Genomic DNA, 14,631 nt, shown 5'->3' with positions numbered 1-14,631 from the left:
GCCCGCTCTATCAGTATATTCGGAGCTTCAATTTTCTCGCGACTCCGTGCCTGCCGATAATGGTCCATCACTGATAAGCGACTGAGAGATTGAGCGGATCGCGACGTGTCTGAGGTCGTCAAATCAAATCGGTCATTTCAGGCCTATGCATTCCCCGCGTTGCTGCTCGGAGGTATCTCGGTTGGGTGCGCGCCGATTCTCGTGCGGCTGTCCGAGGTTGGCCCCTCCGCAACGGCCTTTTGGCGCGTATCACTCGCATTGCTGCCGCTCGGCTTGTTCGCCGCGCTCATGCGCGGCCAGACGGACGCTACCGCAACACCCCTGACATTACGCGAATGGCTGACAGTCTCGGTGCCGGGCATCTTCCTCGGTATCGAACTCGTCGCCTGGCACGAAGCGCTTTACAAGACGTCGGTCGCCAATGCGACGCTGCTCGTCAATCTCACGCCAGTCTTCACGGCATTCTTCGGCTGGGTGCTGTTCAGACGGCCTATCAAGCGCGTGTTCATGAGCGGAACCGCCATGGTTGTCGTGGGCGTCGTGCTCCTGGTGAGCAGCGGGTGGGTTCAGGGCAAGGGAGCGCTCTCGGGAGACGCCATCGCGCTCGGTGCGGCAGTCATTTACGCTGGCTACTTCATGTCGCTCGGGTATGCGCGCCAGCGGTTTTCCTCCGCCGTCGTGATGTTTGCGAGTTCGGCCTCCGCCACTTTGATCACCCTGCCGTTAGCGCTGGCCGAAGGAATTTTCGTACCCGCAAGTCCCGCGGGTTGGGCAACGGTGGTCGCGCTCGCGTGGATCGTGCAGGTCGGCGGTCAGGGACTCGTGACGTTCGCGATTGCATGGCTCCCCCCGACCATCTCCTCACTCGCCATGCTCATCCAGCCCTTCGTGGCAGCCGCTATCGCCTGGGGCCTGTTTGAAGAACATCTGTCAGCCCTGCAGATCGTTGGCGGCGTGGCGGTGATCGGTGGCATTCTGATCGCGCGCCGCGGCTAGCCGGCTTTGCCCGTGACATCACGGTCCCCTCTATCAATATATTCGTAGCTTCAATTTTCTCAGACTTCACGCTTGGTCATAGTCTTCAGTCACCAACAAGCGGCTGAAAAAACAGCGTGAAGCATCTGGGGGGAAGCTTAATGCCGACATGAAGGCATGAGCCCAGTCAACACGGAGCATTGGAGGCGACGGGAGCCACAACCGTAAGACGACTGCCAAACATGTTCGAATTGCGACGCAGGAGTGCTTCACACAACACCATTTACGCTAGGCGATCCAGCGAGCGCCTGGATGAGATGCACATTATCAGTGGTGAAAGCACGAAGTGCTCTCTGCTGTTCGTCTTGCTCAAGCTGGGAAATCTCCGAAAGAATCGAAAGCGCAACATCACTCGCGCTTTTTCCTCCGAAATAAAGCCCAGCTGGCCCGTGAATACGCTTAAGTTGCATCTCATCGATTCCAAGCCGGCTCAATTGCACCAACCGCTGGCGATGCGTCGCGCGGCTACCCAGTGCACCAATATAAAAAGCTTCTGTTTTGAGTATCTCCGGCAGAAAACTAAGTTCCCAGTTGTGATCGTGGAACATGGACACAAATGCGGTTCGTGAATCGGCACAGAGAGGAGGAAGCACGGTCGGGCTGGTGACACCAGTGATCCTTACATCATATAATTCTGCAGCTTGCAGCGTCGGTTTATCAGGCGAATAGAGTTGAACGTCAAACCCACTCACACGCGCCAGACGAGCAAGTTGCACAGCTGAGGGGCCGACTCCGGCGATCAGCAATTGCCGGCGTGGCAGATAGTAGCATCGTTCAAATTCATCATGGCCACCATCGTTGTGGGACACTGTGATCGTCATCGAAGCGGGCCGGCGACTGCGCAACAACTCATCTATATTCGAAAGCTCGACTAATCGTCTATCCACTTCGAACACAAGTTCAATGGCGCTTCCGCAAGGCAATTGAATGTCGAAATATTTCGAACCACGTCCATAGCGCACTGTCCGATTTTTGCCTTCTCTAATGGCTTCGAGCGCTTCAGCAACAACGGCCCGCTCAATACATCCTCCGGAAAGATAACCTACCCACTTCTCGGTTTCCGACACCACCATCTGCGCGCCTAACGGCCGCGGCGAGGATCCCTCGATCCTAGTAAGGGTGACGATCGCAATCCGCGTACCTGCGCGCATCTGCTCAAGAGCGAAGTCGAGAACGTAGTCCTCAAAAATTTCCCAATTGCCATCATGAGTCTTCATAGCGCAGCTTCACGCATCACTGGATATATCGTCACAACTTTCGACCAATCGAAGTTTGGCGTTCGATGAAGGACGGGGAATAATGCCAGCATCCCGTCGGCGTCGGCCGAATGCTCAAGGACCGCTGTCGGTAGATTCAACGCGGGTATTATGCTGGAACTGCCAGCAAGCACCTGAGCGTCCTCGTCCAAACCTGCCAGAATCGTCACTGGACCATTCGATGAACGATAGTGGTAGCCTAATGATCCAAGAATCACTTCGACCCTCCCAGGATGCTGTCTTTGCAGCAATTTGCCTAGGATGTAAAAGCTCAAACGATATCAGAGCAACCTGGCGTGAATGAACGCGCAGAAGAAATCACGAGTTTGTACGCGAAAGAACACGAACTACGATTTTCCCGCATGAACTGCTGAAGTTTGCCTGACCTATTTTGAACCCGAGGGGGCGTAATATTGTTGCGCGGGGCTGAATCTGACCTGCAGTTGCTGCTTTATCCACGCGCGGCGAGCCCGGCTAAGCGGAACTTTATAAGGGGTCTTGCTTATTGCCTCGAACATTCCGCCGTTGCCTGTTCCGCGCACAAGCCTGAAACGGTCGAGGTCAATGATATGGCTGCGGTGGACTTGTGCGAAGTTCGCCGAATCCAAGACTTTGGCGACCTGCGAAAGGGACAGCGGACAAAACCAAGTGGCTTCACCGTCAAATAATAAAGTGTAATGGGCTTGGGGCTGTACCGCAAAAAGCCGAGAGATCAGCATCGTGCAGCGCTGACCGTTTTTCTCGACAGGAAGGACACGATGTAAAATCGAAAACGAGGCATTTCCGGGAGACTCTTTTAAGTTTGTTGTCGGCTCTCCAACTTGCAAAACCATACGACCTTGAGACGCGGATAAATCAACGGGTGCGACCGCAATAAGACCGCCCTCCGGCATTAGCGTGAGCAGGAAAATTCCGGAGATTACAAACGCCGTCACTGCGACAATAATTGCGAGTAATCCCTGAGACAGCGCGGGCACTTCAATCACACTGCTAGGCTCGCACAGCGAAACGATCTCAAACCCAGCCATAGCGGTGTAGTGCATTGCCGAAATAGCAAGGGCCATCACCGCGGCGGATAAAGCGGTCGAACGCCATGTCGCCCCGACAAACGCCAACCACAACGATAGGCCGGATGCTGCGATTCCGATCACAATGCTCGCCGCCACAAACAAATGTGCGTGCGCCATGTTGATGCTAGAGTGCAGTGCGCACATGCCGAGATAGTGCATGGTGACAATCCCGGCCCCCAATCAATACCGCCGCCAGTGCGATACGGTTGAGCTTTGCCACGCCCGCCCCCATCGCCAACACCGCACCGCCCACGACCAGCACACAAACAAGAAAAGACGCCAAGGTCGGCAAAGCCAGGAAATCGACAGGAACCGGCAATTTGACGGCCAGTATTCCGATGAAGTGCATCGTCCAGATCGCCAACGCGATAGAGAGTGCCGACATTGAAATAATGGCACGACGACGGATTCCCCGCGCGAGGCCTGTCTTACGTGCCAGATGCAATCCGACATAACTGGCTTGAAAAGCCATTACCAAGGACAGGGCAACCAACCATAAATCGTGCTTTAGTCCCATGGCGCTCCCTCTCCAGGGGGAAGTCGCCCCGCTCTCAACAGAGCGGACGACTACCATTCTTTAGAATGGCTCTTAGTAGAGGAGATTAGGCATACCAACGCGAGATGCAACGTTGCAATGAACTAACTTATGCCTCGCCGACGATCCGCTTCAATTGTAGCGCGGTTCTGCAATGGGCTCTGACACTGCAATGCCCTGGGCGGTCAAACATTATCTATATTACTGTATATCGAATAGCGAAGATCATCGCCCATCCGGTCCCAGGATCAGCTGCAGGTCAGCTTTAATTTGAAGAATGTGAATGCCGACATCATATCAGAATATACGGTGGCTGAAGCTTGGCTATCGCCTCGCAAAACCTTCACGTACCAACGCCGACCCATGAGGCGCTACAATCATAGCACCGTTGGCACGTGCGGCTACTTCAAACTCGCGACGAGCAGATCGCTAACATCAGCGGATCGTTCTGAGCGTGAGCATGGCCGCCAATACAACACCAGTGCGCGCCTAATAAAATGCTAAAGACAAGGACACTGAGAGCGCCAGTGATCTTCTTGAGCCAGCCTTTCTTCTTAACCGGCTCTTCTTCATCTTGGACTACGACAGGCCCAACAATATTGCCGAATTTTTCAAAAAACTCTCCTGCAAGTTTTGTCGCGGTCGCATCGATTAGCCGGCCACCAAGCTGCGCCAGTTTGCCGCCGACATCAGCTTTAACAGTATAGTGAAGAATCGTCGCAGTCCCATCCGCTTCGAGTTTCACCGTAGCACCGCCCTTGGCAAATCCCGCCATGCCGCCTGTACCCTCCCCTGCAATCGTGTAACCGTTTGGCGGATCGAGATCCGATAGGGTCACCTTGCCGGTAAAAGATGCTTTCACTGGGCCAATGCGCAACGTGACCTTGGCAGTCATCTCGCTATCAGAGATCTTTTCGATGGACTCGCAGCCTGGAATGCACGGCCTAAGCACCTCAACATCGTTGAGCGCGGCGTAGACTTTTTCGCGCGAGGCTTCGATGCGCTGCGATGCGTTCATATCCATCAGGATGTTCCTTCTTTCTGATTATCCGATTGTCGTTGCCCGTGGCGACGTATCTCGACCATCTCCGCTACGATCGAGAGCGCGATTTCATCAGGCGTGATACCGCCGAGGTCGAGGCCGGCAGGCGCGTGCAATGTTTCCAATAGCGACGGCGCGATGCCTGCTACGGTAAGCTCTTCCCTCAACACCGACGCTTTCTTACGCGAGCCAACGAAAGCCACGTAGACGGATGGCGTGGATAGTGCGGATTTCAGCGCAGCAGTATCGCCACGTCCCTGCGTCGATACAACGACATAACGATTAGTGCCGCTGTCGGCGGGAATTTCATAACCATCAATCAGCCTATCGGTGTCACCAAAGAGCGTGTGATCTGCTTTGGGCGCGCATACCGACACAAAAAATCCCATACGCGGTGCGATAGCCGCGATAGCCACCGCAACCGGCGATGCACCACAGATATAGAGCTGAGGACGCGGCAAGATCGGCTCGACAAAAATATCCATGGTACCATGGCTCGGGCACATGTTGTTGGCATAGAGCACACCTTCTCGCGCCTCACCTGCCGTCAGACCGTGTTCCTCAAGAACGTCCTTGGGCTGTACACTAATCAGGCGCGGCTTGCCGTCCGAAAGCGATTGTCGCGCAGCCTTCAGCACATTCGCCCGCGCACACCCGCCCCCGATCCAGCCGGCGGTCATAGTACCGTCGCTCAAAATAATAGCCTTTGCACCTGCCTTGGCTGCGGTGAGTGATACCGTCCGCACTACCGTTGCGAGGGCAAACGGCTCACCCCGGGCTTTCATATTGTTGACGAGATCGAGCACGTCAGGAGTAGGTGTCATGGCTCAAATCCTCGCCAGATAAGGCTCAATGGCTTGCAAGCTCTCGAGGTTGTGAGCGGGCGCAAACAAGTCGACATGAGGCAGGGCCGCCTTCATCCCCGCTGCCTCTGGCGCATAGCCGCGCCAGCCGATCATCGGATTGAGCCAGGCGATACGGCGACAGCGACGGCGCAGCGCCGACATCTCTCGCTCCAGTTGCTCGGCAGGCCCGGTATCGTAGCCGTCGGACACGATCATCACACAAGTGCGCGAATGAATTGCACGCTTCGCATGCCACCGATTGAACGTGGCAAGCGATTCACCGATCCGGGTGCCACCACCGACGCCTTGCGCCAACAGCGACATACGCTCCACAGAACGTGTCGCATCGCGCTCACGCAAAGCGGGCGAAATATGAATGAGGCGCGTATGGAAGACGAAGGCCTCGGCCTCACGAAAATTATCAAGAATCCCGTGCATGAACCGGAGGAATACTGCCGAATACATGCTCATAGATCCGGACGCGTCGAGCAGCACGACCAGCCGTAATGGTTTATGCTTGCGTTGTCGCCAGACCAACTCCAGCGGCATCCCTCCATGGGCAATATTTTTGTGAATCGTGCGGCGGAGGTCGATACGCCGGCCAGTACGGCGCGATTGTTCGCGACGGGTTAAGCGCACCCGCATCGCCTTTGCGAGTCTTGCAGCTACCGCATGAGCTGCAGCAAGATCGTCCGGGTTTGTGAGATGACGAAAATCAGCCTTGGCCAGCGAGTCCGCGCGCGATGCACCTTCCCGCAGGCCGGGACTATTTTCATCGGTGCCGTGATCCAAGCCTATACGCCGCTGTACATGATCTGGCGCCCCATCAGGATTACCTGGCCGATCGCCACTCCTTGAACTCTCCATACCGGGCGGACTTTTCTGCAGCACGCCCGAAATGCGCGTTGCGGATTTCATGCCGCGCCCCAGCCAGAACGCATCGAAAATCTCGTCGAACTTTTCCCAATCAGACTTGTTACTGCAGAACAATGCGCGGAGCGCCGGTCGCAGACGCGACGGCGTCAAAGAGGCAGGCCTGCTCAGCACGGTAAGCGCATCGCCAGCCTCCGCGAGCCCCACAATGAAACCATTGTCCCGGAGTACTCGGACAAAGTCGCCAAGCTTGCGGCGAGCCCCTGCCGAAGCAGCGCTGGATTCATGAATGGCCGCAGTTGCCACCATATCATGCCACCTTGCCCAGCAGCCGATCAGAAACCTCGCGAGTCACGCGCGATTTATCTTCGACTGTCTTGATCAAGCACATCATCGTTTCAAAGACAGCTTCGGGTTCAGCGCGCAGATCCTCAACGCCAAGCCCCGCCAATGCTGCCGCCCAGTCGAGGGTTTCCGCGACGCCGGGACTCTTGCGCAAATCCTCTTTTCGGATTCCCTCGATCATCCTGGCAATCTGCAACGCCAGCGCAACGTCGATATTCGGCATCCGTGTGGTGATGATACGCGCCTCGCGTTCAACATCCGGATAGTCGACATAGTGATAGAGACAACGCCGGCGCAACGCATCTGATAACTCACGCGTGCCATTGGATGTCAGGATCACCTGTGGAATCGTTGTGGCATGGATTGTGCCAAGTTCGGGAATCGAAACCTGATAATCCGACAACAGTTCGAGTAAAAAGGCCTCAAACTCCTCGTCGGCGCGGTCAACCTCATCAATTAGCAGCACTGCCGATTTGGGTTGACGTATTGCAGCCAACAGCGGCCGCTCAAGCAGAAACTTCTCCGAGAAAATATGATCCTCGATAACATCTACCGCGTCCGCACGACTTTCCCGTGTTTTGATCGCCAGCAACTGCCGTTGGTAGTTCCACTCGTATAATGCCGCGTTTTGATCGAGCCCCTCATAGCATTGCAAGCGAATGAGCCTTGCTCCGTTCGCTTGCGCCAGTGTCAGCGCGACCTCGGTCTTGCCTACACCCGCTTCGCCTTCCAGCAACAACGGGCGCGACAGGCTTTCCATCAGCCAAACAGCGGTCGCAAGATCGCGATCGGGGATATAGCCCGCATAGGCCAGCCTCTCGGCGACCTTGTCTCGTTCAGCATGATGACGCATGAGCTATTTCCAGATTCCCTACTATTCACGGCTAGAAAATGCGATCTCCGTACGTTAGACGTGCAGGCCAAGTTGCTCGCCTACCTTCCATAGCCGCCAGGCATCATGCGGCATTTGGATATGGCCGGCGTTCAGAAAGGCGTAAGCATCATTCACCGCATTTGAGAAGCACGGCACACCGCCGACATGCGGACTTTCACCCACGCCTTTGGCGCCGATCGGATGATGTGGCGACGGCGTCACTGTGTAGTCGGTCTCCCACTTCGGCGTTTCGACGGCCGTCGGCAGGAAGAAGTCCATAAACGACGCTCCAAGCACGTTGCCTTGCTCGTCGTATCGGATCTCCTGCCCCATCGCGACCGCGAAGGCCTCGGTCAAACCACCATGCACCTGCCCTTCGATGATCATCGGGTTGATACGTGTTCCGCAATCGTCCAGTGCATAGAAGCGCCGGGTTTTGGCGACGCCGGTGTCCACATCGATATCCATGATGCAGAAATAGGCACCGAACGGATAAGTCATATTCGGAGGGTCGTAATAGTTCACAGCCTCGAGCCCAGGCTCGAGATTGGGCGGCGGACTATTGTAGGACGCCCAGGCGAGTTCCTTCATGGTCTTGAATTTTTCCGGAAGGCCTTTCACCCGGAAGCGGTCCACGTCCCATTCCAAATCGCCCTCATGCACTTCGAGCATGTGCGCCGCAATCATCTGCGCCTTGGCTTTGATTTTGCGCGCGGCCACAGCGGTTGCCGCACCAGCCGTCGGCGTCGAGCGCGAGCCGTAAGTGCCAAGGCCATAAGGGGCAGTGTCGGTATTGCCTTCTTCGATCATGATGTCGTCAGCGGGAATACCGAGTTCGGTGGCGATGATCTGAGCGTAGGTCGTCTCGTGCCCCTGGCCCTGGCTCTTGGTGCCCATGCGGGCAATCACTGAACCGGTTGGATGGATACGGATTTCCGCCGAGTCAAACATCGACACGCCGAGAATATCGCAATTCTTCGACGGCCCGGCGCCGACAATCTCGGTGAAAAACGAGATACCGATGCCCATAATCTCGCGTGTCTCGCCGCGCTTGAAGGCTTCCTGTTTGGCTTTCTGTTCAGCACGAAGCTGATGATAACCGACCGTATCCATCGCTTTCTTCATCGCGAGTGGATAATTTCCGCTGTCGTACTCCCAGCCCAGCGGCGCCATATAAGGGAACTGCTCCGGCTGGATAAAGTTCTTGATGCGTAGATCGGCTGAGTCCATCTCGAGCCGCTGCGCCAGCGTCTCGATCGCGCGCTCAATGGCATAAACCGCTTCCGTCACTCGGAACGAGCAACGATAGGCTACGCCGCCGGACGCTTTGTTGGTATAGACACCATCCACGGCCAGATGTGCCACCGGCATGTCATAGGAGCCGGTACAGATGTTCATGAAGCCCGCCGGCCATTTCGATGGATCGGCACAGGCGTCGAACGCTCCGTGATCAGCCAGGACGTGACAGCGCATCGCAAGAATCTTGCCGTCCTTGGTGGCTGCGAGTTCTGTCGTCATATGATAGTCGCGCGCAAATGATGTCGTGGAGAGGTTCTCCATTCGGTCTTCGACCCACTTCACGGGCACGCCCAGCACGATGGAGGCAACCACCGCGCAGACGTAGCCGGAATAAGCGCCCACCTTGTTGCCAAAGCCGCCCCCGATGTCCGGTGCAATGACGTGGATTTTATGCTCCGGCAAACCCGAGATCAGCGACACCACGGTACGGATGACATGCGGCGCCTGGAATGTGCCCCACAACGTCAGTTCACCCTTGATCTTGTCCATCGACGCAACGCACTGACACGTTTCCAGCGGCGACGGATGCACCCGATGATAGGTAAACATATCTTTTGACACGACTTCGGCTTTGGCGAAGGTCGCATCGGTGCCTTCCTTATCGCCTATTTCCCAACGGAAGATATGGTTGTGATGTTTGCGCGCACCGTGCGCACCGGTCATTTTGTCTTTGATATCTTCACGTAGCAGAGGTGCATCTGGTTCCATTGCCTTGAATGGGTCGACTAGAACCGGCAGCGGCTCATAATCGACTTCGACCAATTCGATCGCGTCCGCCGCAACGTAACGATCTTTCGCCACTACAAAGGCAACCTCCTGATTCTGGAAAAGAACCTTCTCGTCTGCAAGCACTGCCTGCACATCGCCAGCCAGCGTCGGCATATAATGCAGATTCAGCGGCTTCAGGTCGGCCGCCGTTAAAACAGCGAATACACCTGGAAGCGCCTTAGCCTTCGAGGTATCGATACTTTTAATGCGCGCATGGGCGTGCGACGAACGAACGAAATCACCAAACAACATACCCGGTAATTTCACATCATCGACGTAGTTGCCCTTACCCTGGGTAAAGCGGATATCTTCGACACGTTTGCGCTTGCAGCCCATACCCTGCAACTTTTCGGCACGCTCCGCGCTCGTCGGTTCAACGGTGGTCTGGATATTCATTCTGCGGCCTCCTCGAAAGGTACGCCATTGATCTTGGCGGCGGCATACTGGATTGCTTTGACAATGTTCTGATAGCCGGTGCAGCGGCAAAGATTTCCACCGATGCCGAAGCGTATTTCCGCTTCGGTCGGGCTTGGATTCTCCTGCAGCAAGCGATGCGATCGCATGATCATCCCCGGAGTGCAGTAGCCGCATTGCAGACCATGCATCATGCGGAACCCTTCCTGCAGCGCACTCAGTGTACCATCCGGTGCTGCCATGCCTTCAATCGTGGTGATTGAAGCCCCGTTAGCCTGGACAGCGAACATTGTGCAGCTCTTCACCGACATACCATCGAGATCGACAGTACACGCGCCGCAGTGGCTGGTGTCGCAGCCGATATGTGCGCCGGTAAGGTTCTGTTGCTCGCGAATGAAATGGATCAACAGCGTACGCGGTTCGACCAGTGCCTCCACCGGATGTCCGTTGATCGTCAACTCGATATGGGCTTTCGCCATGTTGGCTCCCCTGATTTTCTAATTCTTGGCGCGGGCCTTGGCCCGCTCGACCGCACGACGCAGCATGACACCCGCCATCTTGGTCCGATATTCTGCGGGCCCGCGGCCATCCGACGCCGGAGCGGTGATCGCCTCAGCCAGCGCTACAGCCTTGTCGAGCGCAGGTTTGTCGAGCGCCGTGCCAACCAGCACCTTGCCGGCCTCTTCCGCCCAAAGCGGTGTGTTCGCAACATTGGTGAGACCGATCGATGCCGTCACACATTTTCCGCCGCTCATCGTCAGCACGACAGCCGCCGCGGCGGTGGCATAGTCGCCAATTTTCCGCTTCAGTTTTTCGTAAGCGTAACCGTGTCCGGTGGGCGGCACCGGAATTCGGATTGCTGTAAGAAGTTCACCGGGCTCGATCGCCGTGAAATAAGCACCTTGATAGTAATCTCGCGCAGCAACTATGCGCGCACCTTCAGGGCCGGTGAGTTCGTAAGCCGCACCGAGACACTGCATGAGGGCCGGCATATCGTTGCCCGGATCGCCGTTAGCGGCGTTGCCGCCAATGGTTCCCATGTAGCGGATTTGCGGATCGGCGATCAGCAGCGATGTCTCGCGAATGATCGGCAATTTTGCTGCGAGAAAATCTGAGCCTATCAGCGCATGCTGAGTGGTCATCGCCCCGATGACGACGTCCGTACCCTCCTCTCGAATTCCGACGAGATCTCCAATATCCCTGAGATCAACCAGATGCTCCGGCGTAGCCAGCCGGGTCTTCATGATCGGAATTAGGCTGTGGCCTCCGGCCAAGGGCCGAGCATCCTCACCGAGCTTCGTCAGAAGCGCGACTGCGTCTGCAATGGATTTTGGACGGTGATAATCAAATGAACCAGGTATCACGGCGACCTCCCCAGGTTACCTGCGCCTGGATCTCTGTCGGATCCACTTCACATCAGCGCAACGTTAAGGAAGCCAAGGGAGTTGGAAGCATTCAAGGGCAGCCGCACCAGACATCACTTTTCGTCACCAAAAGCAGCCGCGCTGCACGAAATACGTCAGCATTACTGGCTCAACTGCCTTTCGTCCCCAAATACGCTGCCAATTGTTCGCGCAATTGCGGCAACCGGCTGCGACTGACCGGCACAGAGCGACGCACGGGCGAATCGAGTTCCGCGATTCCGTTGTCTCCAGCCCGCTTCAAGCGGGCAACGCAATGGATGTTGATAATATAACTGCGGTGCACACGAAAAAAGGTGTCGGGTGGCAGCCGCTCAATGATCTCTCCAATCGAAAGTGGACAGAAAATGTCCTCCCGACCATTGAACACATAGGTATAGTGCGCGTTAGCGTGGACCGAAAAAATGTCCGCGGTGTTGATCACCTTGCTGCCGTGATACTTTTCGACCGGCAAGGTGCTTTCATATATGCGGGCACTCGGGGTACGCGTGAGTTCGCCTGGCGTAATCGCCGATTCGGCAGCTGGCGCGACAGCTAAAATTGGCTCCCCTAACGCGACGGCTTCTGAGACCGGCGTAGACGCACTCGATTCGGGCAAAATCAATGCGTCCGCTGGATATTCCGTCTGATCAGGGACTAACGCCAGCATGAAGAAACCAGAAACAAGAAATGCGACGACGCTGACGATCAGCGCAAGCAGACCACTCGATATGGCCGGCACGGCCGAAGGTGGCACTCCGGCGATTGGATGAAGCGTTAGGCCTGCCATAGCGGTATAGTGCATTCCCGCGATCGCACAGCCGAGAACCGTAGCACACACAAACAGCGACGGACGCGTCTCGGAGGCAAACGCCAGCCACAGCGCCCAGCCGGAAGCGAGAATAGCAATCAACACGCTCGCGATCACATATAGAGGGTCATGAGTCATGTGAGCACTGGCGTGAAGTGCCATCATCCCGATGTAATGCATCGAGATGATTCCAACACCCATTACCGTAGCGGCGACAAACAACAGCCGCTGCGAGCGCTGCGTTGCAAGATATACGGCTATTCCAACTACCAACACACAAACCAGAAGCGACAGCAGCGTCGGAAGCACCACGTAATCCACGGTTACAGGAAGTCTGGCCGCTAGCATCCCAACGAAATGCATCGCCCAGATGCCAACCGCGAAGGAGAGTGCGGCTCCGGCAATCAGCAAACGGCGGTGCAGCGCAAACGCCTGCGAGACGCGAAGGGAAAGATTTAAACCGACGTAGCTTGCCTGAATTGCCACGAGCAATGATAGGGCGACTAACATCGGATCGTGTGTGATGGGCATATCCCAGTATCCCTATCCAACCTGCGACAAGCGTAATTCGACACGTTACGGAAAATCAATCCATCAGGAATTAAAATCAAATTTAAGCCGCGATTTTCAATCCACGTCCCGTACGGCGACTGTTCAAACGCTTGGCATCACAGCGAGGCACTCCGAAGTTTGCATTCGAAATGGCCGCATCACCAGTGATGAGCTTGGTCAGGTGATATGCATCACCATCGTCGGTAGCGTTACAACTCAGCAACCGAACAAAAGAGAGATGGGTTTGGTTTTGTTCGACACATGCCAAACCGCGAAAGTCTGCGAGACTTAATCGTTTCGGTCTCACGTCAAAGCTTCAGTGAGAACTCGATGGCCAGGTGAAGTCGGTTACGCATTCGCGAGGCCGTTCGAACTTAAGAAAAAGCATCGCACATGGCGCCTTCAGCGAAATCGTGTTTCCATCGACCATCGCGATGAACCATTCATCATTATCGCTATAGTAAAACGCGAACTTGCCGAGATTTCGGCAAGCTCTCGTCACCATTGTTACCCGCGTTACTTGGTAATGAGAGGTTTGCGTGAGACCGGGGCATCGGGGTTCCAGAGCGGAACGATCACGCGGGTCCAAACTCGGGTATCATAACCAGTGTAATTACTTTCCGTGATGTCGCGCGTCATGTAGACCTGCGCGATGACTGGACCAAAATTATAACCAACCAGGCCACCTAGAGCGAACTGGCTCTGCTTCGAAATCTGGCCCAATGGACCGCCCGGACCGGCGGCTACTAGTCGTGGGCCTGCATAGTCAAGATCAGTCGATCCATATCCAACAAGACCCACTTCCCATTTATTGAAGTGTTTGGAAATCGAAAAATCCACCTGCGCCGTATCGGGTTGAGTCCGATAGCCGACAAAGCTGTTACTGCCGCTGCGCGAGTAAAAGAAGTTGGCGCTGGCACTCCAGCCATCGTGATTATAGGACAGTGCAGCGGCTTCCACGAATGTCGCGAAATTGCCACCGAGGTTGAGATTGTTGCCGATGTACGTATTCACCGGGGCAAAGCCGCCTACAAAGTTGGAAAAACCCCATCCGCCGCCGAGGTCCCAGGCAAGACCGACCAAGCCCGCCGGGTTGTAGATATCGCGCGCCCAGCTTGTCGTGCCGACGCCAATGCCACTGTTCGGACTGGTGCCAACAGCCAGTTGGGGAACAGTACCGATCACTTCCAGGCGCCCACCCAGGATCGTCCACGGCGTGGACCACGCAATCATCGGCAAGTTAATTGCCGCATCGATCGTAGGCGCCCCTGGCGCTCTAGCAGATCGTTCGAAATAGGTGGCCGTATCGAGAAAATAGACGCCTTGTGGCAGGGCAGTACCTAGCGCGAGCCCCGCAGTCGAGCCAGCCGGCAAAATCGGATCCGCAAAGGCGGTGCCGGTCACCGCAATCAGCGTAGCTGCAACAAACGTGACCCTTGCAACGGATTTAGCGAACGGCGTCCACGACGTTATTTTCTGCATCTTGATACCCCCATGGTTCAGTTGCCAACA

Annotated in this window: 13 protein-coding genes; 1 reads left to right on the top strand and 12 read right to left on the bottom strand. The window is 55.9% G+C overall.

Features of this window, described 5'->3' with window-relative positions; translation table 11 throughout:
- The first annotated feature begins 105 nt into the window (after nt 1–105).
- Nucleotides 106–996, top strand: a complete 891-nt coding sequence (locus OCA5_RS17265; protein ID WP_013913737.1) for a DMT family transporter — start codon at nt 106–108, stop codon at nt 994–996.
- Between the two features lie 248 nt (nt 997–1,244).
- Here OCA5_RS17265 and OCA5_RS17260 read toward each other — a convergent pair whose 3' ends face one another.
- The 12 genes from OCA5_RS17260 to OCA5_RS17200 form a co-directional block, all read right to left on the bottom strand.
- Nucleotides 1,245–2,252 carry an XdhC family protein gene (locus OCA5_RS17260; protein WP_013913736.1) on the bottom strand — a complete coding sequence of 336 codons (1,008 nt, stop codon included), beginning with the start codon at nt 2,250–2,252 and terminating at the stop codon, nt 1,245–1,247.
- Nucleotides 2,253–2,677: 425 nt separating this feature from the next.
- Nucleotides 2,678–3,520 (bottom strand): MHYT domain-containing protein, encoded by an 843-nt coding sequence (locus tag OCA5_RS17255; protein ID WP_013913735.1) that lies wholly within the window; start codon nt 3,518–3,520, stop codon nt 2,678–2,680.
- Nucleotides 3,486–3,878, bottom strand: a complete 393-nt coding sequence (locus tag OCA5_RS17250; protein ID WP_042201106.1) for an MHYT domain-containing protein — start codon at nt 3,876–3,878, stop codon at nt 3,486–3,488. Before OCA5_RS17250 ends, OCA5_RS17255 begins: the two co-directional genes overlap by 35 nt.
- A gap of 424 nt (nt 3,879–4,302) precedes the next feature.
- Nucleotides 4,303–4,920, bottom strand: coding sequence for an SRPBCC family protein (locus OCA5_RS17245; RefSeq protein ID WP_013913734.1), 618 nt, complete (start codon nt 4,918–4,920; stop codon nt 4,303–4,305).
- Nucleotides 4,920–5,762, bottom strand: coding sequence for an XdhC family protein (locus OCA5_RS17240; protein ID WP_013913733.1), 843 nt, complete (start codon nt 5,760–5,762; stop codon nt 4,920–4,922). Before OCA5_RS17240 ends, OCA5_RS17245 begins: the two co-directional genes overlap by 1 nt.
- Nucleotides 5,763–5,765: 3 nt before the next feature.
- Complete coding sequence (locus OCA5_RS17235) at nt 5,766–6,965, bottom strand: vWA domain-containing protein (protein WP_013913732.1); 1,200 nt, start codon at nt 6,963–6,965, stop codon at nt 5,766–5,768.
- 1 nt (nt 6,966) lies between these two features.
- Nucleotides 6,967–7,854, bottom strand: coding sequence for an AAA family ATPase (locus OCA5_RS17230; protein WP_013913731.1), 888 nt, complete (start codon nt 7,852–7,854; stop codon nt 6,967–6,969).
- A gap of 54 nt (nt 7,855–7,908) precedes the next feature.
- The gene (locus tag OCA5_RS17225; protein WP_013913730.1) at nt 7,909–10,338 is read right to left on the bottom strand and encodes an aerobic carbon-monoxide dehydrogenase large subunit; all 2,430 of its coding nucleotides are present in this window, start codon (nt 10,336–10,338) and stop codon (nt 7,909–7,911) included.
- Nucleotides 10,335–10,835, bottom strand: a complete 501-nt coding sequence (gene coxS / locus OCA5_RS17220) for a carbon monoxide dehydrogenase small subunit (protein WP_013913729.1) — start codon at nt 10,833–10,835, stop codon at nt 10,335–10,337. Before coxS ends, OCA5_RS17225 begins: the two co-directional genes overlap by 4 nt.
- Nucleotides 10,836–10,853: 18 nt before the next feature.
- Complete coding sequence (gene coxM, locus OCA5_RS17215; protein ID WP_013913728.1) at nt 10,854–11,720, bottom strand: carbon monoxide dehydrogenase medium subunit; 867 nt, start codon at nt 11,718–11,720, stop codon at nt 10,854–10,856.
- 169 nt (nt 11,721–11,889) lie between these two features.
- Complete coding sequence (locus OCA5_RS17210) at nt 11,890–13,098, bottom strand: MHYT domain-containing protein (RefSeq protein WP_013913727.1); 1,209 nt, start codon at nt 13,096–13,098, stop codon at nt 11,890–11,892.
- Nucleotides 13,099–13,635: 537 nt separating this feature from the next.
- On the bottom strand, nt 13,636–14,601 hold the full coding sequence (locus tag OCA5_RS17200) for a transporter family protein (RefSeq protein WP_244405996.1): 966 nt from the start codon (nt 14,599–14,601) through the stop codon (nt 13,636–13,638).
- Nucleotides 14,602–14,631: the final 30 nt, after the last annotated feature.

Origin of the sequence: Afipia carboxidovorans OM5 (genome assembly GCF_000218565.1) — a bacterium.
GTDB classification, from domain to species: Bacteria; Pseudomonadota; Alphaproteobacteria; order Rhizobiales; family Xanthobacteraceae; genus Afipia; species Afipia carboxidovorans.
This window is presented reverse-complemented; position numbering and strand designations above follow the sequence as displayed.